Consider the following 23,445-nt stretch of genomic DNA (forward strand, 5'->3'; position numbering starts at 1 on the left):
TTAAAAGGTAAAAGAGAATGACGTTATAATAGCTTTGCCAAAAATAATGACTCCTGTCAGGGCTGCCGTGCCAGCCATAATCAGCACCCCAGCCGCCGCTAAATCTTTAACCGCCTTGATCTGGGGATGGATACTGGGAGATACCACATCACACAATTTTTCAATAGCGGTATTGAAGGCCTCGGCGGCCCAAACACCGCCAATCACGATGACGATTATCACCCAATCCAAGTAGGTAAGTCCAATAATTACCCCCGCAATGACAACGACCAACGCGGCCAATAGATGGAAACGGGCGTTGTTTTCGTATCGAAACAAAGCGACCACTCCTTCTACGGCGTAACCAAAGCTACGGAGCATTTTTCGTACGTTGATCATAATTGTGTATTAGATTCAATCGGTTATTGTGGGCGGTTTCGTTAGTTAAATCCTGGGTTTGGATGGAAAGTTGCTTCTCATTTTAAACATTTTCTTCCACCTTGGCCTTTAAGGTATATATCCAAAAAGTAATATACATGATAAGCATGGCCAGAGAAAAAGTAATGGTTAGCTTCATGGCCATTGGATTATGCAAATTAGAAACGCTATATTTAACAAGAGAAAAAGGGTTGGTAAGTACATCCCAGCTGTTCCAGCGACCAAAACGACCCAAATAAACGCCATAACTCGATAAAATCAAACATCCCGCCATAATTACCCAAGCCGTAATCCGATGGGTAATTTGTTCGATTAGCCGATGAATCATTAAAACGGAATAAAACCCCGTGAGCAAACCCGCCAGTGCAAAAGAGAAGGTCATGAGGGAGTCATACCAAAGCAGATAATCGGGTACTTCCTTCAAATGGATTAAGTCTGTAATTAAATAAGGCGCGTTGGGAAAGAGCAGCAGCCATAACATCATTCCTGCCAACAATCCATAATGATTTAGTAGTCCGCGTTGCCAAAATTGACGAGTCACATATGCACAAACCAATGGCAGCCACGCCAAAAATAAATTCCAGAATAATCCCCAATGCGCAAGAGTGCCCGTAAGGGCAATCCGCCCCGCCAGCATCACAATACCGATACCAGATAGAAGTACTAAAAGGAGTATTTTGCTTTTTATCATAAAAAGAACTTTGTTTTGCAAAGTAAATAAAAAAACAAATACACAAGACAAATAGAAAAATAAGATTTTGATTTTTAAACTTTGTCGAGTCTTGTTTAACATAAATAAATGTTTTATTGTTGCAGTTATTCTTTTTGCAAAACGTTATATTTATTTTTTATTTTAAACTAAAACCCAAATTTTGTATGGACCAAAAACGGCCTATTTAGATTATTATTTTTTACAATTGCCTTCATAAAAGACAACTAATTTACCTTAATTTCAACTAAATCGTATGAGAAAACAATTTACGCTTGCACTGGCGTTGGCAATGCTGATGTCGTGCATTTCGGTGTGGGCGCAGGGACAATCCCTGACGGGTAAAGTAACCGACGGGGCGGGCAATCCATTGCCTGGAGTGTCGGTATTGGTAAAGGGGACCAATAGGGGAGCCACAAGTGCCGCTGATGGAACTTACAAAATTGATGTTCCGGCCAATGCCAAAGTCATTTTTAGTTACGTGGGTTTTTCAAGTAAAGAAGAAACCCCTGGGAGCCGTTCCACGTTGGATGTTGTCCTAATAGAAGATTCGCGTCAACTCGAAGAAGTGGTGGTATCTGGTTTGGCTACCAACGTAAAGCGCTCCAATTTGGCCAATGCGGTTTCCACACTTTCTGCCAAAGATTTAACGGGAACCACGTCGCCCGTAACAGCCGACGGAGCATTACAAGGAAAACTTGCCGGTGCCAACATTCAGGCTAACGGTTCAATGCCTGGAGGAGGTTTTAACGTTCAGTTCCGGGGCGTTTCTACCTTGGGAAGCTCTGCTTCTCAGCCGTTGTTTATTGTAGATGGCGTGTACATTGATAACGGCCAATACTCAAACGGACGCTCACAAGCCAACAAAGCAACGGGTGGTAGTGCGGCATCTAGCCAAGATAATAACGCCAACCGCTTGGCTGACTTAAATCCCGACGACATAGAAAGTATGGAGGTGTTGAAAGGGTCTTCGGCGGCGGCTATTTACGGAACGCGCGCCAACGCAGGTGTAGTGATTATTACCACAAAGCGCGGCAAAGGTGGCCTAACCAAAGTGTCTTTTGGGCAAGATTTGGGTATGTCGAAAGCGGTAGCGTACTACGGCGGGGCCGACTGGACCGAGCAGAAACTGACTGACTATTTTTCGGCGGATGATATTCCGTTGTTAAAGGCGGCCAAACAAAACGGTACGTATAATGACTGGGAACGTGTACTTTTCGGAGAAACAGGTGTGATTAAAAATACACGATTGAGCGTAACGGGCGGAACCGAAAAAACCAAGTTTTATGTCAACGGAAGCATTGCGGATGAAACGGGAATTATTAAAAATACCGATTTTAAACGCTATTCAATACGGGCTAACATTGACCATAAACTCAATAATTGGATTGATTTTGGGGTAAGTTCAAACTTTGTTCAATCAGACAACGACCGTGGTTGGACAGGAAATGACAACTCAAACACCAATTATGGCTATGCGTTGCCCTACACCAGACCCTACATCAATTTATTACCAGATGCACTGGGCAATTATCCCAACGACCCCAACGTAGGTGAAAACCTATTGGCTATTCGCGACCGTGCGGTGAACAATCAAAAGGTAAGCCGGGTGTTTCAAGGCTTTAATGCCAACTTCCGATTGATTAACAATGAAAAAACTTCCCTAACGCTGAAACTTAACGGTGGCCTTGATTATCAGAATCAATTCTCATTGATTTGGCTGCCTTCAGATTTACAATCTCAGCTAAAAGAAGCCAACCCAGGCTTTTCGCAGGATACGCGCGGGGAGGTAATCAATACCAACTGGCAGGTTTCAGGTGTGTTTACCAAAACACTAATGGACAGCAAACTTAACCTGACGTCTTCGGCAGGGTTGGTACGGCTCAACAACCGTACGCGTCTGAGCTACACACGCGGGCGTGGTTTGCCGGCGGGTGTTTATAATCCAGGCCGCGCCAAGGTAATTGGTTCTGATGTTGAATATCGTTCAAACACCGACGTGGGTATTTTTGCTCAGCAGGAAGCCAACTATGACGATAAAATCATTGCATCAGTGGGTATACGTTTCGATAAATCAAACCTTAACGGGAATTCTTTCGATAAATTCTTCGCTTTTCCGCGCGCTTCTTTGGCCATCAATTTGACCAAATTCGGGGAGTGGGGCGGCAATACAGTCTCACAACTGAAACCGCGTATTGCTTACGGTCAAACGGCTGGATTGCCCAACTGGGGTGTTCCGTTCTCCCAGTTGAACGTAGTCGGAACCGGCGGTTTGGGTGGCTTGACGCCTTCTACTACCTTAGGAAATGTGAATATTCAACCTGAACGAGCTACCGAATTGGAATATGGAGTAGACTTTGGTTTATTCAGCAACCGCGTGACGGGAGAAATTACGCTTTATAATAAAAAAGTATTTGACCTGATTCAGCCATTGGTAACGGCACCTACTACGGGGGTAAGCTCAACGGTAGTAAATGCCGCTGACATGACCAACCGTGGAGTGGAAATTACGCTCGGAACCGACGTTGTAAAAAATAAAAGTATCACGTGGTTTGTGCAGCCTATTTTTTGGTTTAATCGTTCAGAAATTACTCGTTTGGATATACCTGAGCGTTTGACGGGCGGATTTGGAGCTACCTTCGGTCAGTGGCGTATCAAGCAGGGCTTCTCACCTACGCAAATTGTAGGCCAACCTCGGACGCTTCCCGTAACCGACCCCAACTATGCAACCTCGTGGACGGTGTACGGAGATCAGCAGCCTAAATTTGAATTCTCGCTCAATCAGCGTATCTCATTCCTGAAAAATTTTGAGTTTTCGGCATTGCTCAATTATCGTCACAAATTCACGGTGGTCTCGCTTGCCCGCGTATTGTGGGATGAAGGCGGTAACACCTCTGACTGGAACGGAACCGATGAAGTGGGTAGCGATGGTAAAACACCCAACGGAATTTATCGCCAAAATGTAAATGGCGTTGATGAAAATGGGGTTCCTAAGCCTGGTTACAATCCAAGTGTGGTAAGTTTTCTGAAACTGCGTGAGGTGGCGCTCTATTATCGCGTGCCGAAATCGGTTTTGAAAAGTGCCTTTGGGAATGTCGTTGAAGGGGTTCGGGTAGGAATCTCTGGCAATAATGTGCTGCGTTGGACGGATTACAAAGCAGGTTATGACCCTGAAAACTCTAACTTTGGTTCGGCAGCGCTGGGCAGCGGGGTAGATATTGGAAGTTCGCCGCTCGTTCGTCGTATGATGTTCCATTTGTCGGTTGATTTTTAGCAATGAGTTAATGGGCAGTAGTACGGGCGAATCAACTCATGAGCGCCGTTGGCTTTTTGTTCTTAACAAATAACCTCAAAATGAAAATGAAAAATTTAAGATATACCTTTATAATCGCTGGACTGACGGCCATGAGCCTCAACTCCTGCAATGTTCTCAAGACGGATATTGTCGAAGACCCTAACTTCCCCAGCGTAGGTTCAGTACAAAATAATGCCACCAAAGCGCAATTAGATGCTTTGGCCATCGGTCAAATAGCCACAGCACGCGATGGATTGGCTACGTACCTTCAGGTAGTGGGTACGCTCGGCAAAGAGATATTTAACTTTAACTCGACCGAGTCGCGGTGGATGACCGAGCTGAATGGCCTGCGGCCGATTGACAACTCGGCTTTTTACAATGGAGCCACCACTGCGTTCGGATTGCCGATACGTCATGCCAACATTACGCTTGCTTCTCTCAACATCACTACGTCGGTGTCTGACCAGCAAAAAAATGGCTACCGCGGGTTGGCAAACACGTTTAAAGGATTGGCGATGTTGTATCAACTTAATGTGCAGTATACCAATGGTATTCGTTTAAACATTGAAGACCCTTTCAAGCCCAGTAAAGCGGTGAGCTATACCGAGTCATTGGCGGGGATTGCTAAAGTGCTTGATGAAGGCGCAACTCAGCTGGACGGCGCAGGGGCGGCTTTCCCATTTGCTTTACCTTCGGGATACGCGGGTTTTACAACGCCTGCCACTTTCAAGAGGTTTAACCGCGCCATAGCCTTGCGGGTGGCGCTGTATCAAAAAGACTTTACCAAAGCCGCCGCGCTGTTGCCGCAAACTTTTTATAATGCCACGGGCGACTTGAATGCGGGCCCCAAACACAATTTCAATGCCACTCCACCAGATGTGCAGAATCCGTTGTTGAACACCTCAACGGTGCGGATTGTAGCGGTTCAAAAACTGATTGAAGATGCTGAAGCGGGCGACGCTAGGGTAGCGGCCAAAGTAAAAGAACAAGCGGCTCCGCTGTCATATACGTCAGGTGTAACCTACAGTTCAAAGTATCTGACGAGTGTATACACTGGGGCCAACGACCCTGTGTCGATTATTCGCAACGAAGAATTGGTACTCATTGCGGCTGAGATTGCAGCGCAGCAGGGAAATGCCGCCGAAGCAACGCGGTTAATCAATATTGTTAGAAAAGCGGCTGGTTTAAGCGATTATAAAGGGCTTACCACCAAAGATGCGCTTATCAACAGCATTCTGAAAGAGCGCCTTTATTCGCTGTTTTACGAAGGTCATCGTTGGGTAGATATGCGTCGTTATGAGAAGTTGGGCGAGATATATTTGCCCGTAGCGGGCATGAAAGTGCTCGAAAGACTCGAACGTCCAGTGGCGGAAGTTAACTGGGATAATGCAAATCCATAAGGGTTCAGCTTGACGTATAAATTTAACAAAAGGCCGCTCTTTGGAGTGGCCTTTTGTATTCAGAAAGTTATACTTTGTCGCATTTTTTTTGTTTTATTTCTCCGCGTTACATAAAATTTGTGGTTATTGGCATATCTTTGAGATAGATATTCTTAATCTAAACTAAAAATCACAAGTATGAAAAGAAGGTTTACACTGCCAGCGGCGGTGATAATGCTGCTTTGCAGTATATCACTGTTTGCTCAAGACCGCACTATTACGGGCAAAGTAATTGCCGACGACGGCTCCATCCTCCCAGGAGTAAGTATCACAGTTCGCGGAACTACACGCGGCGCCACCACAGATTCAGAGGGAAGCTACAAAATTGCCGTTCCCACAGGTTCCCAGCTCGTATTTAGCTTCATTGGTTTTACCAATCAAGAAGTAACAGTAGGTACACAAAATGTGATTGACGTTCGATTAATGCCAGATGCTACGCAGCTTCAGGAAGTGGTCGTAACGGCTCTCGGTATCCCCCGCGACAAGAAAGCATTGAACTACTCAGTGCAGGAAATAAAAGGTGACAAAATCACCGCCGCTCGCGACCCCAACGTTGCCAATGCTTTGGCGGGTAAAATCGCTGGGGTACAGGTATTAGGGCAATCGGCCGCCAAATTCGGTACACCCAATATTCGTATTCGTGGCGTAAACTCACTGACGGGTGGAGATCCACTTTACGTAGTAGACGGTACTCCCACTGACATCAGTCAAGTAAACATGGATGATGTAGAATCATTGTCGGTGCTGAAAGGACCTTCTGCTACCGCACTTTACGGAAACCGTGCTTCGGGTGGTGTGGTGGTTATTACTACCAAAAAAGCAAAATCAGGCGAGGCAAAGCTAGACATCAATCATAGTACCACTTTGGACATGATTGGTATGTTGCCAAAATACCAAAACGAATATGGCGGGGGTTATTCACAAGACTGGGAGACATTTTCCTTCAACCCTGCCATTCACCCCGCCGATTGGAAATCTTTTGACGGCCAAAAAATCCTAGACTATTCAGCCGATGAAAGCTGGGGACCAAAAATTGATGGTTCGCCGCACCGTTCGGCTTTCTCGTGGCAGCAAGGGCCAGAGTTTGGACAATTAACCCCGTATTCGGCCCAACCAAACAACGTACGTGACTTTTTTAATAAGCCAATCAGCAACAACACCAACATTGCTTTTTCAAAAGGAGGAGAAAACTTCCAGGCGCGGGTATCTTATACGCATATCAGTACCAATGGTATCATTCCTAATTCTAAGCAAAGCAAGGATTTTCTTAGCGCTAAAAATACAATTACGCTGCTGAAAAATTTGACAGCAAACCTTAACATCAATTATACTTCAACCCGTGGAACCAATGTGCCTGCCGACAACTACGGTTCTTCGGGTGGGGTTCTAGGTGGATTTAACCAGACGATAGGGTCTTTTAACCAATGGTTTCAGCGTCAGCTTAGAATCGAAGACCTGAAAAACTACAAAAACCCCGACGGAACGTTCCGTAGCTGGAACATTGGAGGGCCGCTTGATCCTAAACCAAAATATTGGGACAGCCCTTACACCCAGATGTACGAAAGTACTAATAGTCGTTTGGATACCCGTTTGTTCGGTGATTTTGGCCTAACTTATCAATTTTCGAAATACTTGAAAGGTTCTGTTACGGCCCGTCGTGACCAGCGCCAGTACAATCAACAGGGGCGTGTAGCATATGGAACACTAAATGCAGGAGGCTTGGGGGCCTTTGCTAATTATGTAGAAAATTCGCGTGAAAATAACTACGAAGGATTGTTGAGTTTCGATAAAACATTTGGTGAACTTTCGGTGGTTGCCAACGCTGGTGGAAACATTCGTTATAACCTAGTGGAGACCTACTCTCAAGCTACTTCAGGTGGATTGACAAGCCCAGGCTTTTACAATATTGCCGCTTCAAAAGACCGCCCTGCAATCAGCAACAACCGTTTTGAGCGTCGGGTAAACAGTCTTTATGGAAACGTGAGTTTGGGTTACAAAGACATCGTTTTTCTGGAGGCATCTCTCCGCAACGACTGGTCTTCTACGTTACCGGTTGCCAACAATTCTTACTTGTATCCTTCGCTTTCGGGTGGGGTAATTTTGACGGAGTTGTTGCCCAGAAACCCGATATTGTCTTATGCGAAAGTGCGCGCTGGATACGCACAGGTAGGTACCGATGTAGGCCCGTACCAGATTTTCCAAACGTACACTACTGGCAATGCCTTCGGTTCAAATGCCACTCAGTATTTGCCAACATTGCTACCTAATGCTGATTTGAAGCCCGGCTTGTCTTCTTCATATGAAGCGGGTCTTGACATGAAATTCATGAACAACCGCTTTGGAGTAGAGTTTACGTGGTACCAAAACGACAACAAGAACCAGATTATTCCGCTTCCTGTAGATCCTACCAGTGGCTATCGCAACGCCATCATCAACGCAGGCTTGATTCAAACCAAAGGATTAGAATTGCACATTTTTGCCAACCCTGTTAAGTCAGAACGTGGCTTCAACTGGGATTTTGATATTAACTTAGACCGCAACCGTTCGAAAGTAATCAAATTGGCAGACGGCCTAACCAACTATCAATTGGGTGGACCAACTTGGCGTACCCTCACCGTCAATGCCCGTGAAGGTGAAGATTGGGGATTGTTGGTTGGTAAAAAAATCCGCACATTAGATGGTAAAAGAGTGGTAGATGCCAATGGTTTCTACATTGTAGATGACCAAAAATCACTTGGTTCGGTGTTACCAACCTTTAAAGGTGGTTTCTTGAACAGCTTTACGTACCGTAATTTGTCGTTGCGCGTCAATACTGACTTTATCGTTGGCGGAAGATTTTTCTCAACCACCCGTATGTTTAATGCGTATGCAGGTTTGGCCGCTGAAACTGCTGGTTTGAACGAATTAGGTAATCCAAAACGTGATCCAGTTTCTAAAGGCGGTGGCGTATTGTTGGATGCTGTAACCCAAGATGGCAAGCCAAACACCACCCGCGTAGAAACCCAAGAATTGTACGAAGATAAATTCTTTGCGCTCAATGACCAGTGGACCTACGACCAAACTTACGTCAAACTCCGTGAAGTTGCTTTAGGGTATAACTTACCAAAGTCGCTGTTGTCGCGGGTAAAAGTAAAATCTGCCAATATTTCATTCATCGTTCGTAACCCGTTGTTGATTTACAGCGCAGTAGGTGGTGGTCTGGATATTTCAGAATCTGAAACTTTTTGGACAGAAGGTGGTCAGTTGCCTCCTGTACGTTCGTTTGGTTTAAACCTGAGATTGAGTTTGTAAGCATTAAACGCATTTGAATCATGAAAAAATATATTTTAAATACCTTCATCGTAGCGGCCTTATTATCGGTAGCTACCTCATGCGGCGATAATTTTGGGACGATGAACATCAGCCCAAACAGCCCATCGAACCCCAATACGGCGAGTATTCTGACGGGCGCACTGCGTAACGTAGGTGTCGCCGTGACTGGAATTCAGCCTGGCCTCTACGTACAGCATTTCGGTGATGTAACCTACATTGAGGAATCGCGGTACAAAACTGTTAATTTTGATTATAACGGATTCTATGCTGGGCCTTTGATGAACCTACAGTTTATTATTCAGCAGAATACCGATGCAGCTACCAAAAGTAATGCGGCCGCTACGGGTTCAAACGCCAACCAAATTGCGACAGCCCGTATCCTGAAAGCGTATTTCTTTCAATTTCTGACTGACCGTTGGGGAGACATTGCTTATTCTGAAGCTTTAAAGGCGGCGGGAGATTTTAACCCCAAATTTGATAAGCAGCAGGATATTTATACTGATTTGTTTAAAGAATGGAAGGAAGCTGCCGCACAATTTGACGGTGGAAAAACCGTACAAGGGGATATTTTGTTGGGTGGAAATATTGCACGTTGGAAAAAATTCGCCAACTCGCTTCGCGCCATTGCAGCCCTACGTTTGTCTAAAGTAGACCCTGCCAAAGGCAAAGCGGAGTTTGCAGCGGCGGTAGCTGATGGATTGCTTGCTTCCAATGCCGATAACGTAAAGTACGGGTATTTATCAGAAGCCAACAATGAGCATCCTTTGTACAACAACTACATTACAACCAACCGTAAAGACTTTGCAGTGGCGAGTACGTTTGTTGATTATTTGAACAAAGTGAACGATCCGCGTTTGCCAGCCATTGCCGATAAAAATATCAATGGAGCATACCGTGGCGTACCTTACGGCGTTTTTCCGCCTACTTGGAAAGCGCAGGATGTATCTCTAGCGGCCGCGACCATGCGTCAGCAGAATTCACCAGTTAACGTGTTGACCTATGCTCAGGTGCTTTTTGCGCAGGCTGAAGCTGCCCAGTTGGGTTGGATTTCTGGCAATGCCAAGACGTTGTATGAAGCGGCCATCAAAGCTTCTATGGAGCAGTGGGGCGTGTATACGGCCGATGGTTTTGATAAGTACATCGCACAACCCGAGGTGGCATTTACAAGTGCTAAAGCTATTGAGCAAATTGCAACCCAACGTTGGATTGCTTTGTTTTACCAGAATAGTGAAGCATGGGCAGAATGGCGTAGAACAGGATTCCCAGTGTTGAAACCTGCGGAGAAACCATTGAACGGTGGTACCGAAATTCCACGTCGTATGGCTTATCCGACTACGGCACCTACGTTGAATAAAACCAACTACGATGCCATTGTTACTAGCCAAGGCGCTGATGATCAATACACTCGTGTATGGTGGGATAAAAAATAATCAAATGAATAAATAGTAACAAAAATGGGGCGTGAGCCCCATTTTTGTTATGTCAGGGTGTCACTACCAGCTTTCCCATTACGCGCCGTTCGAGCATGTCGTTGAGGGCCTGCGGCGCTTGAGCCAATGAATACGTTTTTTGAATATACGGTTTTAGTGTTCCTTTTTGATAAAATTCAAACAACTCTGTGATGTTTTGAAAGTTGGCTTTGGGTTCTTTCTCGGCAAACGCCCCCCAAAATACGCCCACGATAGAGCTGCCTTTTAATAGGGCTAAATTGAATGGCAAAGCAGGGATTTGTCCTGCTGCAAAACCCACCACCAGATAGCGGCCTTTCCAGTTTAGGGCGCGCAAAGCGGGCTCAGCATAGGAGCCCCCTACGGGATCATACACCACATCGACTCCGCCGCCCGTAAGTGTTTTTAGACTTTCGCGCAAGTCTTGTTTTGAATAATTAATGAGTCCATCGGCGCCATATTCTTTACACAATGCCAGTTTTTCGTCGCTTGAAGCGGCTGCAATGACTTTTGCACCCATTATCTTTCCTAAATTGACCGCGGCCAAACCTACTCCACCTGCTGCTCCGAGTACCAGCAGGGTTTCTCCAGCCTTCAACTGTGCGCGGTCTTTGAGGGCGTGGTAGGAGGTGCCGTAAGTATACATGAGTGAGGCTGCAACGTTGTAATCCATTGAGGGCGGCATCCTAAAAGCACGGTTGGCATCTACGACCAGTTCTTCGGCAAAACCGCCCCATCCTGGCATGGCAAACACATTATCTCCTACTTTCAGGTGTTTTACTTCTTCTCCGAGTTCTTTTACCACACCAGCCGCCTCTCCACCCGGCGAAAAAGGAAAAGGCGGCTTGAACTGATACTTTCCCTGAATAATAAGCGTATCGGGGAAATTAACCCCGCAGGCTTTGACGGCGATTACAACTTGATTTTTTTGAGGTTGCAGCGCAGGCAATTCTTCTACGACAAGAGATTCGGGCGGGCCGTACTGTTTGCAAAGGAGGGCTTTCATTTGGCTTTAGTTGTTGGATGTCAACTAAAGCCTTACTTGCTTACTTTTCTAATGCTCATGATGGGGCACACCGCCCTTTTTATTTCCACAACCACTGGCGTAAACGCTATACTGGTACAACCCGTGGTGGTAAATCGCGAACGGGCGTAGTAAGTGCCTGCCTGGGGAGGGATAAATTGCAACGTTTCTGACTTCAGCGGAATCTTGCTATGGGGGGTATCGTACCAATCAACCGTAGCGCCATCCACGGTAAAAGCCTTGAATGGGGTAATGGAAGTACCAGCGCACAGACTTTGACTGTTTACAAGCGGAGGGAGGGGAAGAATAGGGTCACAAATAGGTAAGGGAACGATTTGGGTAGAAACCAATGAATCAACGGAAGTATAAGTAAGGGTCACTTTAAAGTCATTTTCGGGCAAAATCCCCCTAATTGTATCGTTTCGAATCGTCCCACGATTGGTTGAAACCTTACCCGAAGTAGCTTCAAATACAAGTAGATAGGTTGATTCACCTTTGCACGGGTTGGGGCAAACAATGGTTTTGACCGTAATAGCGTTGGATTGCGCAAATGCACAATTATATACAACACAATAGGTGCATATATACCAAATCGCCATTCGAATTGCGAAGCCACAATTCGAGAAAAAAAATAATAATTTCAATCTAAAGTAGGGTAATTAGTTGGTATTGATAGGGTAAAATATACTTATTAGGTCGTTATGACTCCAAAACAATATATAAAATTGAAATAAATTATCTTTTTTTGCAAACAAAAACAAAAAAAATGCTCACTATCATTAAGTTAGTGGGCATTTTTTTGTTTTAAAATGATATACTTTTTGTTCTGAAAATTGGGGGTGCTTTATTTTCTTTCCCCATTTTTTTTCTCAATTTTGGGTTAATTCCGTTGCCATTACTTTAAGATTTCTATTTCTACGCCGCTTAAAGCACCTGGCTGATGGTAAACACGATGGGTAGCTTTGATAAAATCTTGCTCGGTAGCGAGATAAATATTAGGAACGTATTTTTGGGGATTACGGTCAAAAAGTGGGAATGCCGTGCTTTGTACCTGAATCTGAATACGGTGCCCTTTTTTGAACGTGTGCAGTACATCTTGCAAACGAAAATTCAGTGGAGTGATTTTATTGGGAATGAGCGGCGCTGGTTTTTCAAATGAATTACGAAAACGTGCCCGCATGATTTCACTGCGCACCATCTGGTGATAGTTGCTCAGGGTAATGTTTTTGTTTGGCAAGTAAGCATGATTGGGCTCATCTCCTGGATAAACATCAATCAGTTTTACAAAAAAGTCGGCGTCACTGCCCGTCGTGCTGAAATTCAGTTTGGCCATAATTTCGCCCCCTAAAGTGATATCTTCCGTCAAGGGCTCCGTCTGGAACACCAAAACGTCGGGGCGGCGGGCCGCAAAACGTTGGTCTTCCGACATATAGTTGAAAGGAGTAAAGCCCATGGTTTGGGTGTTGTCCTCAATATCAGGCACTGGCTTGAGTGGGTCACTTAGGTACTCGCTGAATGCTCGGGCGGTCTTGGGTGCCTCAAAAGACAGCTTTCCATTGGCATGAAAATATAACATTTTCTTTTCGGCATTGGCGGCAGGCCATTTGTCAAATGTTTCCCAGGCTTTCTTACCCGTATTAAACAAATAAGCATCGGGCAGCCCTGTTTTGCCGTCGCCGGTTCCTTTCAGAAAGTGTTGAAAAAATTTAGTCTCAATTTCTCGTTGGTAAAAAGTCGCTACACTGTCGCCGAAGTAAACATTGCTGTGTAGCGTGTGCCCTGTTTCTTGCGACCAGCGACCGTGGCCAAACGGGCCCATCACGAGCGTGTTGTAGGTGCCGGGATTGTTGCGTTCGAGGGTTTTATAAACGGTTAATGGCCCGTAAAGGTCTTCGGCGTCAAACCAGCCACCCACCGTCATCACCGCATGTTTTACGTTTTTAAGGTGAGGAATAATGCTACGTTTTTTCCAAAATTCGTCATAGTTGGGGTGGTCTTTGTGCTCTTGCCAAAAGAAATTGTCTTTGTAGTAAGCATCGAAATTTTTGAGCGGACCTAAGTCAAGGTTAAACTGGTAGCCATCTTTGGTTTTGGCATTGATTAATCCTGAGAGCCACCAATTGTCGGTAGTGGGCTTAGGGTGCTGAATCCCAAACACTGGAAATGTTAAAAAATAGCCTTGTGTAAAGGCCCCGTTGTGGTGAAAATCATCGAAAAAGAAATCAGAAACGGGGGCTTGCGGCGACGATGCTTTCAAGGCGGGGTGTTGGCTCAATGCCCCCGCAACGGTATAAAACCCAGGATAACTAATGCCCCATTGCCCTACTCTTCCGTTGTGATTTGGGATATTTTTTATGAGCCATTCGATGGTGTCATAGGTGTCAGAAGATTCGTCTACCTGCTGTTTGGTGGTTTTGTTGGCAATCTGCGGGGTCATGTTTGTCCAAGTACCTTCGCTCAGATAACGCCCGCGAACATCCTGATAGACAAAAATGTACTTATCCTGCATCAAAAATTTATTGGGGCCCAATTGCCCAGGAAATTTGCCTTCACCATACGGTGCCACGCTATAACAGGTACGTTGCATTAAAAACGGGTACGTTTTAGAAGCAGAGGCATCCTTGGGTGAGTAAACGATGGTGTGCAGCTTGGTACCGTCACGCATGGCGATGTCATACTCAACTTTAGTGTAATTTTCTTTTATCCATTCCGATTGGGCAAACAGCGGAGAAACGATAAAAAAGGCAACAAGTAGCAGGAAAAACTTCATTATAAAAGTGATTGTTTGATGAATAAATAAGCGCCTTCCGAATTTGTTGGCAATTTAACAAAACCCTCTGATTTATATTGGTTTAAGAACGATGCAAAACCTGCGTCTTTGCCAAAATAGCTTTGCATATCTTGGGTCATCAAAATAAAATTAATGTTTTTGTCTCGGACAAATTTGGCAAAATCACCGTCTGTATATTCTTCAACGTGTATCCAGTCAGAACCATCCTTCAAAAAAACCCGGTACCAGTCCCGTTCCAACACCCTTAGGCGTTCTTTGGGGGTTAATTGAGTAATAAACCGGACATTGTCGGCGGTCGGAGTAGGGGCTTTACGGTGATACTCAGGAACGCGGACTGTTACAAAAATGGATAAAACTAACAGGGCTAAAAAAGCTGCCGAGAACGGTTGCATAATTTTGACCTTGCGCAAAGATAAACGACTCAGTACAAATGCAATTACCCACAAGACCAGCACTAAATGAAAAATCAAGTAATGGGTGCGTGGATAAATAAGCACAGTGGCAATCAATGTAGGAATAAGCAACGTAATCAGGCCGACGAAACCCCACCCATCAACTGGTTTTTTACGGAAATTTCGTGCCGTCGTTTTATAGTCTATTAAAAACAAAAATACCAACAAAATACCAACAGCCACGCCCATGCGCCAAGGAGAATACCACCCTCGAAACAAGGTTTGGTAAAATATACTGACTACATTGGTCAGGTTGGCGGTAACTGTATGGACGATATTGGTCGTGATATGCTTGAAGGTCCATTGAGGCTGCATTTTAATGGCATCCGTTAGGGTATGAACATTTTCGCCCATTACCTTATGGAAAAGTTGGAGTTGGGCCTCAATGGTGCTTGGCTCAGGCTGATTCATCCAAGCTGAATAATTGACGACGAAGTGCTGTTGAAACGCTACCGTACTGCGATTGTCGTCGCCTGTAAAAAGGGGGTTCCCAAAGAGTAAATGAAGGCCAACGGCAAGGATAACGAATACCCCAGCCCAACGCATGAGGGTAGGTTGAAGAATACCTTTTTCTTTCCATAACCAAAAAACGGCGATAATGAGGGCTAATAAAAAGGATATGTAGAACTCTGGACGACAATACGCGCACAATAACCCCACCAAACTGATGACCAAAAAACGACGGGAATTGGACCATGACCGCAGCTGAATCAGCGCCAATACGCCCAAAATTAAGCAGAAAGGAGCAATAGAAATTTTGGGGTTGAGGGGTACGTTTTGGTCAGAAAATAAAAATAATACCGCAATCCACGTAGCTGCCGCCAAGGATACCCCCAAAGAACGTACAAAAATAAAGACGGAAATACCCGCTAAAACACTCAAAAGTGCCCAGTTAAAATAATATAAATTTAAGGTGTCTGGGATAAAAAAATGCCAAAATGCATACCATGCCGCATAAAGCGGTCCCCATTGAACGCCGCCTTTAAACGGAATAGAAAAAGAAAGACCGGACCCGAGGTAGGTAGTTTCATCGCCAAACTCGACATCTTTCCAAAATGGCAAATAGTGAACCAGCACCAGACTGGCCGTCAATAATATGAATATACTGAACCAATGAAGACGCATGTTTAAAGAGGCACGGCAAAGAAATGATACTTTGGGGGTGCGATTATAGTGCTTTACCTGTATCTGCGGGAGTCGTTTGAGGGGCAGGTACGGGTACAACAGGACGTTGATAATTTTGAAGTGGAATCAATTCAACCGAGACCACAAAGTATTTGGTGTCACCGTTCCAAGGAAGTTGAAAAAACTTCTCCTCGTAGTGGAGCGATACCCGCTGTCCTGTTCTTTGCGAAAGATTAAGGGCTTCGATGGCCTGTTTGTTACTGTCATGTACCGAAAAATCCCAGGTAGTTGAATTAAAGGTTCCGGTACCGTCCGACATTCCGCCCACCATCAATTGCCCTTCGTGGGTTTTAAATACATACCCGCGACGGCTGAGCTTGACCAGCGAGCCTACCCTTGTTCCTTCACTGAACGAACCAAAGGAGACATAATATAGGATACCGCCTACAATGAGGAGAAAGATGATGAGGAATAACCACTTACGCATAATTGTATTATAAGTTAGATGTTAATAAAGTACTAACTAATAGATTTTTGGGGAGAAAAAAAATGGTGAATAGCATTATAATTGAATAGTATCCTGATCTGAACAAACATAATATACCAATCTGAGCTGTAGCCATCCATCGTAAAAGTAGGGCAATTTTACAACATTAAGTCGATTGTGCCTAAATTTTGCTACTTTTGAAACGGTTTTCACATTGTTAAAAAGCTAAAAAACAAGTGGCATTAATAAAATCTATATCTGGTATTCGTGGCACGATTGGGGGGAAAACAGGAGATTCCCTTACGCCAATTGATGTTGTTAAATTTTCAGCCGCTTTTGGAACATGGCTAAAACGCAAAAATCCCGCTAATATAAAAATTGTCATTGGTCGTGATGCGAGGCTTTCGGGTGAAATGGTGGCCAAATTGGTGGCTTCTACATTGCAAGGAATAGGCTTTGAAGTAATTGATTTGGGGCTTTCAACCACTCCAACGGTTGAAATCGCCGTAACCCTTGAACACGCTGCTGGTGGAATTATCCTCACGGCTAGCCATAATCCTATTCAGTGGAATGCCTTGAAACTATTGAATGATAAAGGTGAATTTATCTCCGGACAAGACGGTGCGGAAGTGCTTGCATTGGCCGAAAGCGAAGATTTTGATTTTGTAGAAGTCCGCAAACTAGGTTCTTATCGGGTAGATAACTCCTATTTTCAGAAACATATCGAAATGATTTTGGCGTTGCCGTTGGTGGATAAAGAGGCCATCGTCGCCAAGAACTTTAAAATTGCCGTCGATGCTGTAAACTCTACGGGAGGGATTGCCGTTCCGATGCTTTTGGAGGCGTTGGGCATTGAAAAAGGAAACATTAAACTTATCAATTGCGAACCCACGGGCGACTTTGCCCATAATCCAGAACCGCTTCCCGAAAATTTAATCGAAATCAGTCGTGAAATGACCCGGGGAGATTTTGATTTGGGTGTAGTGGTAGACCCAGACGTGGATCGACTTGCGCTTATTTGTGAAGATGGGCAACCGTTTGGCGAAGAATATACGCTGGTGTCTGTTGCTGATTATGTATTGAAAAACAAAGTGGGCAATACCGTTTCCAATCTTTCTTCTACGGGCGCACTGCGTGACATAACATTGAAAGCAGGAGGGGCTTATTTTGCCTCGGCAGTGGGAGAGGTAAACGTGGTCGAAATGATGAAAGCAAACGACGCAGTCATTGGGGGAGAGGGCAATGGTGGCGTTATTTATCCCGATTTGCACTATGGTCGTGATTCCCTCGTGGGCATTGCCTTATTTTTGAGCCATTTGGCCAAATTTGGCAAGTCAGCTTCTATTTTACGCCGCACTTATCCGAGTTACCACATTTCAAAAAATAAAATTGAATTGACTGCTGACATTGACGTAGACGGTGTACTGGAAAAAATCAGCAAAAAATATGCTAAAAATCCCGTCAATACCATTGATGGTGTGAAGATTGAATTCAATAAAGAATGGGTTCACCTGCGTAAATCAAATACGGAGCCCATTATCCGGATTTATTCAGAATCAGAAACTGCTTCTACGGCGGATCATTTAGCCCAAAAAATCATTGATGACATCAAAGAAGCCATTCAAAGTTAACCAATAAACGTTTGTCGTTTTATGGACAACCATAAGGCCGTTTTTATTGCGTCCTCTGCGTCGGTCATGGGGCAGGTATCGCTTGGTGAGCAGGCCTCCGTATGGTACGGAGCCGTGATTCGGGCCGACGTGGAGAAAATCATCATCGGTCACCGCACCAATATTCAGGATACTGCCGTGCTGCACGCCGATGAGGGCTCACCGACCATCATCGGTGACGACGTCACGGTGGGGCATGGGGCCATCGTCCACGGTGCTACAGTCGGTGAGGGCTCGCTAATTGGGATGAGGGCTACGATTTTGAATAATGCAAAAATTGGCAAATTCTGCATTATCGGAGCCCATGCATTGGTTACGGAAGGCATGGAAGTGCCCGATTTTTCGATGGTCCTCGGAACTCCCGGTAAAGTAGTAAAACAGCTTCCCGAGTCTATGTCGGCTCGTTTATTAGAAAGTGCGGCTCATTATGTAGCGATGGGTCAACGCCATGCTTCGGGAGAGTTTCCCATGATTAGCTAACCCTCCTTTTGGTAGCAAAGAAACTTCCAGACTCGCTATCAATTACCATCTTAAAATTGGCATTATTTTTGAGGTAATTTCGTAGTATCTCTTCCTCTAAAGTCGCTAATTTATATCAGTTAATATGAAAAAAACTTTATCCCAACTGCTTTACCAAGGGGGCTATCATGCCGTAGTGGCGGTATTGTTGGCTTTTACAATATACAGTTGTAGAACACCGAATGACCCTACAAATCCTGCCGATAATTCAAAAGAAACGCAGACATATAGTGCGGAAGTGGCTCTCAAATGGTCGGAAATGAGCCTAAAATTAATTCGGCAAAGTCCTGGTTTTACGCCACCCGTTGCTTCAAGGGCATTGGGGTATGCTGGCCTAACCCTTTATGAATCGGTGGTACCGGGTATCAAATCAAATCGTTCTCTTGCTGGGCAACTAAATGGTTTGAAAACGCTTCCACAACCAGAGGCTGGAAAAGAATATCATTGGGCGGCAAGTGCCAATGCGGCGCAGCTTTTTATGGCCAAAAACCTCTGGTCCAACGCTCCAGAAGCAGCCAAAAAGATGGTAGATTCCTTGGCGGTAGCTTTAAGAACCAGTTTTTTGGCGGAGAGTAACCAAGAGGTCATTGAGCGTTCCGAGGCTTTTGGCAATGAAGTGGCCAAAGCAATTTTTGAGTGGTCCAAATCAGATGGTGGGCACGAAGGGTTTACGCGAAACTTTCCTGCCGATTATAAAGCTCCTACTGCCCCTGGCTCTTGGCAACCCACTGAAAACGGCAGAACGATTCCGATGCAACCCTATTGGGGCAAAAATCGCACCTTTTTGGCGGTAAATTCTTCGATGCCTATGCCGCTACCTTTGACGGTATCAACTCAGGTTAATTCCCCCTATTTTCAACAATACTACGATGTTTACAAGAAGAACATTGCCTTAACGCAGCTCGAAAAAGAAATCGCCGTGTGGTGGGCCGATGATCCTAGTGAAACCTTTACGCCTCCAGGCCATTCCTATAACATTGCCCGGATAGCTATCAAAAACAGCAATGCCAAACTAGACAAAGCTGCTGAGGCCTTGGCACGTACAGGAATAGCCGTTGCTGATGCCTTTACGCTGTGCTGGAAATGTAAATTTGCGTTTAACAACGAGCGTCCATATACTTTTGTGCGTCGGGCCATAGACCCCAAATGGATTCCTTTTTGGCCCGCGCCTCCTTTCCCTGGGTATTCTTCGGGCCATTCTACGCAGTCTTCGGCTTCGGCTGTGGCGCTGGAGGCGGTCTTTGGTCCAGATTTCGCCTTTGTTGACGACTCCCACGTCAATCGGGTGCGCGATACCAAGCGTAGTGTAGATTTTAAGCCACGCTCATTTCAATCACTTTGGGCGGCGGCCGAAGAATCTGCAAAATCGCGATTTTTGGGCGGAATCCATACTTTTCAGGACAATGATACTGGCTTGAAGGAAGGACGGAAGATTGGTCAGAATATCAATGCTCTTCGGTGGAAACAGTAAAAAAACGTAGCTGAGGGGTATCGAAAGGAAGTCGCTTACTTGTTTGGTTAACCCGACAAGTAAGCGACTTTTTTTTTAAAGGTACAGTATTATTTCTAACTTTGCCCGTACAATCGTTAACGTAAATCGTTATTCGATAATCTATCAGTATGAATTTGGTTATCAGTTCTTTACGTATAATAATTAACTCTTTACCATTAATAACTAACTTTTATCAAAATTTAAAATCTTTTTATTGTGAAAAACGGACTACTTATTTGGAATGCGGTTTTGACAGTGGCGGTGGCTTTTTTAGGGTATCAGCACTTCTCACATCATTCATCTGACAGTGCAGGCGGAAGCATTTCGGACGCCTCGAAAGGCAAGAAAATTGTGTATGTACAGGCCGACAGCCTCCTTAAAAACTATGAATATTACAAAGACTTTCAAAAAGAATTTGAAAGCAAAGGGTTTCAGTTAGAAAACGATTTAGCCAATAAAGGGCGTTCGTTCCAAAACAAAGTGGCCTTCTTCCAGCAGCGTGCTCAGCAAGGAGCGTTGTCGCAAGACCAAGCGCAGGCGGCTCAGTCACAATTGGCCAAAGAAGAGCAGGATATTACCAAATACCGCGACGATCAATTGCGTAAACTGGATGAAGAGCGTATCAAAAAAACCGAAGAGTTTTACGGTAATATCTTCGAATACATTAAGAATTATAACAAAGAAAACGGCTACGAATTTGTGCTTGGCTACAGCAAAGGTGGCGGAATCCTTTTTGCCGATGCCAATCTGGACGTGACCAAAAAGATGGTAGAAGGCCTTAACAAAGAATACAAAGAGAAAGAAGCCGCAAAAGCTAAAAAATAAGCTTGTCGGTTTGCGAATTCAGATTGTCAGTATGCAGTTGCAAAGTAGCGGCTGTATGCTGACAATTTTATTTTTATCAAAACAATTTCGCCCTACTTGCCTGCGTTAAATGTATCGAATTTAACACTCATCTCCTCCATGACCTACCTTCTACCTTTTTCTCAAAATCAACTGACTGCAAATGAAAAAGGTATCTTTTATCTTAGGATTGGTATGGATAGCCGCTTGCGAAAGCAAAAACTCACTTGAACCAGCCGCCGATTGTTTGGTGGCGGCCTCTGCTCACCGCGGCGAAGAAATTGAAGGAGAGTACATTGTGACTTTAAAAGAAAATGCGGAAACATCGGCGTTAAGTTCGACCGCTACAAATGCGCGAATTGCGGCATTTTCGGAGCAACTTCTGAGCAAACACCATCTATCTTCTGGGGCCATTCGGACTGCGTTTACGGGAAAAACGCGTGGTTTTGTCGCAAAACTTTCTAAAATAGAGGTAAACACGCTCCGAACAGACCCAGCCATTGAAGCGATTGAACCCGACCGGGTAGTAAGTGTGTGTGGTTGCGTAGACGTGGTAGCCCCCGCTTCGGTTACGTGGAGTACTCGGAAAACGGGGTATGGGAATGGCCAAAATTTTGCCGAAAAAACCGTTTGGATTATCGACACGGGCGTTGACCTCGACCACCCTGATTTGAACGTCGATACCCAACGCAGCCAATCTTTTATTACTGGGCAAACCTCGGCCGACGATAATAATGGCCATGGAACCCACGTGGCGGGAATTATTGGTGCGCTCAATAATACCATCGGCACTGTGGGCGTAGCTTCTGGGGTCAAATTAGTGGCGCTGAAAGCCCTTGACCAACTTGGCGAAGGACGCCTTTCGAGTGTGGTGGCGGCGGTAGCGTACTTGAGTCAAAACGGAAAAGCAGGCGACGTGGTGAATATGAGTTTGGGATTAGATGGAATTTCAAGCACGCTGGACCGCCAAGTGCAGGCAGCGGCCGACAAAGGGATTTTATTTGCAATTGCGGCTGGCAATGACAAAAAATTGGCCAATGGCTTTTCGCCCGGCAGACTCAATCATGCCAATGTGTTTACGGTGTCGGCCGTAGATAGTACGGGCCGTTTTGCCAGCTTTTCCAATTACGGAAACGACGTGGTTGACGTAGCCGCTTATGGCGTCAGAATCCTCTCTACTTATGCCAACGGGCGTTATGCGATTTTGTCGGGTACTTCCATGGCGGCTCCGCACGTGGCTGGACTTTTACTGATTCGTGGCAAGGCGGTTCCTACTTTTGGCTCGGCTATCAATGATCCCGATGGAGCTGGCGATCCCATTGCCCGTGTGAGTAGTCAATACACCACAGTGGCTAGTCTTCTAACACATTAGCAATAAAGATAACTTTCAAAAACATCATCAACAGAAAGAAAGCCAAGGCCCAGTCGAGATACACGCGATAGAAGTCTTTAACTTCCTGATAACGGCGATTTTTGACTTTGACGCGTTCCAAATTGTCTATTTGTGAGAATATGTTTTTAAGCGTGGTATTGTCGGTAGCGCGGTAAAATTGGCCATTGGTGGTTCTCGCAATCTGCTGTAATGTACCTTCGTCGGGGGCGGTTTGGGAGGATGTAAGAGCGAGAGAGTCTGAGTTGCGCTGCGAATTGCTCACAAGTGGCTTAGGCATAGTGCGGCCGATAGCGATGGTATAGACACGTACGCCGTAGGCTTTGGCCAGTTTGGCAGCTGTGATAGGGTCCAAATTACCCGCCGTACTTTCGCCGTCACTTAATAAAACGACCACTTTTGATTTAGAGGCACTTTCACGCAATCGGTTGATACATACCGCTAAGGCGCTCCCAACGGCGGTTCCTGCAATGGTAATTTGGTCATGACTGACGTCGTCCAAAAAACTGTAGAGTAATTCGTAATCGTTGGTTAAAGGACAAAGGGTGAATGCCTCTCCCGCAAATAAAACAATACCGATACGGTCTTGTAAGCGCCCACCGATAAATGATTTGGCAACCGATTTGGCAGAAGCTAATCGGCTGGGAGGCAGGTCTTTGTCGCGCATTGATTCAGAAATATCCAAAGCCAGCATGATGTCAATAACTTCGGCGTCACGCTCGGTGAGGGTGTTGATAGATTGCGGGCGGGCCAGCGCCAGCAAAAGACAACTTAACCCCAAAAAGCCCGAAATAGGAAAGAGTAACCGCAGCCACACCGAGAAACTTTTGGGGGGGGCAGTATTCACAAACGTAATTCCTAAGCGTTGAAAAGCACCTGCATGAAACGCTTGTCGCAGCCAAAAAGCAATGGGAATCACTAATATTCCGTACAAAAAGTAAGGATGTGCCCAGCTGAAAGCACGTAATTTAGCGAGTGAAAACCATTCGACAGAAAACCAATCCCACATGTTTATTACTGGTCAGAAGTCGA

At 45.2% G+C, this 23,445-nt stretch carries 17 protein-coding genes; 9 read left to right on the forward strand and 8 right to left on the reverse strand.

Going from position 1 to position 23,445, the window contains the following annotated elements:
• Together GVN20_RS02150 and GVN20_RS02155 are read right to left on the reverse strand one after the other, a co-directional pair.
• Complete coding sequence (locus GVN20_RS02150) at positions 1–378, reverse strand: diacylglycerol kinase family protein (protein ID WP_206023178.1); 378 nt, start codon at positions 376–378, stop codon at positions 1–3.
• Between the two features lie 82 nt (positions 379–460).
• Entirely contained in the window at positions 461–1,108 is a 648-nt protein-coding gene (locus GVN20_RS02155; RefSeq protein ID WP_166556750.1) for a DUF1361 domain-containing protein, read from the reverse strand.
• Positions 1,109–1,382: 274 nt separating this feature from the next.
• Here GVN20_RS02155 and GVN20_RS02160 point away from each other — a divergent pair, with 274 nt between their 5' ends.
• The 4 genes from GVN20_RS02160 (at position 1,383) to GVN20_RS02175 (ending at position 10,602) form a co-directional block, all read left to right on the forward strand.
• Positions 1,383–4,400 carry a SusC/RagA family TonB-linked outer membrane protein gene (locus GVN20_RS02160; protein ID WP_229598943.1) on the forward strand — a complete coding sequence of 1,006 codons (3,018 nt, stop codon included), beginning with the start codon at positions 1,383–1,385 and terminating at the stop codon, positions 4,398–4,400.
• A gap of 86 nt (positions 4,401–4,486) precedes the next feature.
• Positions 4,487–5,821, forward strand: a complete 1,335-nt coding sequence (locus GVN20_RS02165; protein WP_166556751.1) for a RagB/SusD family nutrient uptake outer membrane protein — start codon at positions 4,487–4,489, stop codon at positions 5,819–5,821.
• Positions 5,822–5,998: 177 nt separating this feature from the next.
• Positions 5,999–9,151, forward strand: coding sequence for a SusC/RagA family TonB-linked outer membrane protein (locus tag GVN20_RS02170; protein ID WP_166556752.1), 3,153 nt, complete (start codon positions 5,999–6,001; stop codon positions 9,149–9,151).
• A 20-nt stretch (positions 9,152–9,171) separates the two neighbouring features.
• Positions 9,172–10,602, forward strand: coding sequence for a SusD/RagB family nutrient-binding outer membrane lipoprotein (locus tag GVN20_RS02175; RefSeq protein ID WP_166556753.1), 1,431 nt, complete (start codon positions 9,172–9,174; stop codon positions 10,600–10,602).
• Positions 10,603–10,654: 52 nt separating this feature from the next.
• Here the strand turns inward: GVN20_RS02175 and GVN20_RS02180 are convergent, their stop codons facing one another.
• From GVN20_RS02180 to GVN20_RS02200, 5 genes are all read right to left on the reverse strand, one after another.
• Complete coding sequence (locus GVN20_RS02180) at positions 10,655–11,626, reverse strand: NADPH:quinone oxidoreductase family protein (protein ID WP_166556754.1); 972 nt, start codon at positions 11,624–11,626, stop codon at positions 10,655–10,657.
• A gap of 32 nt (positions 11,627–11,658) precedes the next feature.
• Positions 11,659–12,243 (reverse strand): hypothetical protein, encoded by a 585-nt coding sequence (locus tag GVN20_RS02185; protein WP_166556755.1) that lies wholly within the window; start codon positions 12,241–12,243, stop codon positions 11,659–11,661.
• Between the two features lie 296 nt (positions 12,244–12,539).
• Entirely contained in the window at positions 12,540–14,414 is a 1,875-nt protein-coding gene (locus tag GVN20_RS02190) for a CocE/NonD family hydrolase (RefSeq protein ID WP_166556756.1), read from the reverse strand.
• The gene (locus GVN20_RS02195; RefSeq protein WP_166556757.1) at positions 14,414–16,012 is read right to left on the reverse strand and encodes a hypothetical protein; all 1,599 of its coding nucleotides are present in this window, start codon (positions 16,010–16,012) and stop codon (positions 14,414–14,416) included. Before GVN20_RS02195 ends, GVN20_RS02190 begins: the two co-directional genes overlap by 1 nt.
• A 43-nt stretch (positions 16,013–16,055) precedes the next feature.
• The gene (locus tag GVN20_RS02200) at positions 16,056–16,499 is read right to left on the reverse strand and encodes a hypothetical protein (protein ID WP_166556758.1); all 444 of its coding nucleotides are present in this window, start codon (positions 16,497–16,499) and stop codon (positions 16,056–16,058) included.
• Between the two features lie 236 nt (positions 16,500–16,735).
• On the opposite strand from GVN20_RS02200, the gene glmM reads away from it, so the two are divergent.
• From glmM to GVN20_RS02225, 5 genes are all read left to right on the forward strand, one after another.
• Positions 16,736–18,130, forward strand: coding sequence for a phosphoglucosamine mutase (gene glmM, locus GVN20_RS02205; RefSeq protein ID WP_166556759.1), 1,395 nt, complete (start codon positions 16,736–16,738; stop codon positions 18,128–18,130).
• A gap of 21 nt (positions 18,131–18,151) precedes the next feature.
• On the forward strand, positions 18,152–18,649 hold the full coding sequence (locus GVN20_RS02210; RefSeq protein ID WP_166556760.1) for a gamma carbonic anhydrase family protein: 498 nt from the start codon (positions 18,152–18,154) through the stop codon (positions 18,647–18,649).
• Between the two features lie 124 nt (positions 18,650–18,773).
• Positions 18,774–20,159: a vanadium-dependent haloperoxidase gene (locus GVN20_RS02215; RefSeq protein ID WP_166556761.1), complete on the forward strand. Its 1,386-nt coding sequence runs from the start codon at positions 18,774–18,776 to the stop codon at positions 20,157–20,159.
• A 237-nt stretch (positions 20,160–20,396) separates the two neighbouring features.
• Positions 20,397–21,005: an OmpH family outer membrane protein gene (locus tag GVN20_RS02220; protein ID WP_166556762.1), complete on the forward strand. Its 609-nt coding sequence runs from the start codon at positions 20,397–20,399 to the stop codon at positions 21,003–21,005.
• A 181-nt stretch (positions 21,006–21,186) separates the two neighbouring features.
• On the forward strand, positions 21,187–22,395 hold the full coding sequence (locus GVN20_RS02225) for a S8 family serine peptidase (protein WP_166556763.1): 1,209 nt from the start codon (positions 21,187–21,189) through the stop codon (positions 22,393–22,395).
• On the opposite strand, the gene GVN20_RS02230 is transcribed toward GVN20_RS02225, so the two are convergent.
• Positions 22,376–23,422: a VWA domain-containing protein gene (locus GVN20_RS02230; protein ID WP_166556764.1), complete on the reverse strand. Its 1,047-nt coding sequence runs from the start codon at positions 23,420–23,422 to the stop codon at positions 22,376–22,378. The genes GVN20_RS02225 and GVN20_RS02230 overlap by 20 nt on opposite strands.
• Positions 23,423–23,445 lie beyond the last annotated feature (23 nt).

Origin of the sequence: Runella sp. CRIBMP (assembly GCF_009905605.1) — a bacterium.
GTDB lineage: Bacteria > Bacteroidota > Bacteroidia > Cytophagales > Spirosomataceae > Runella.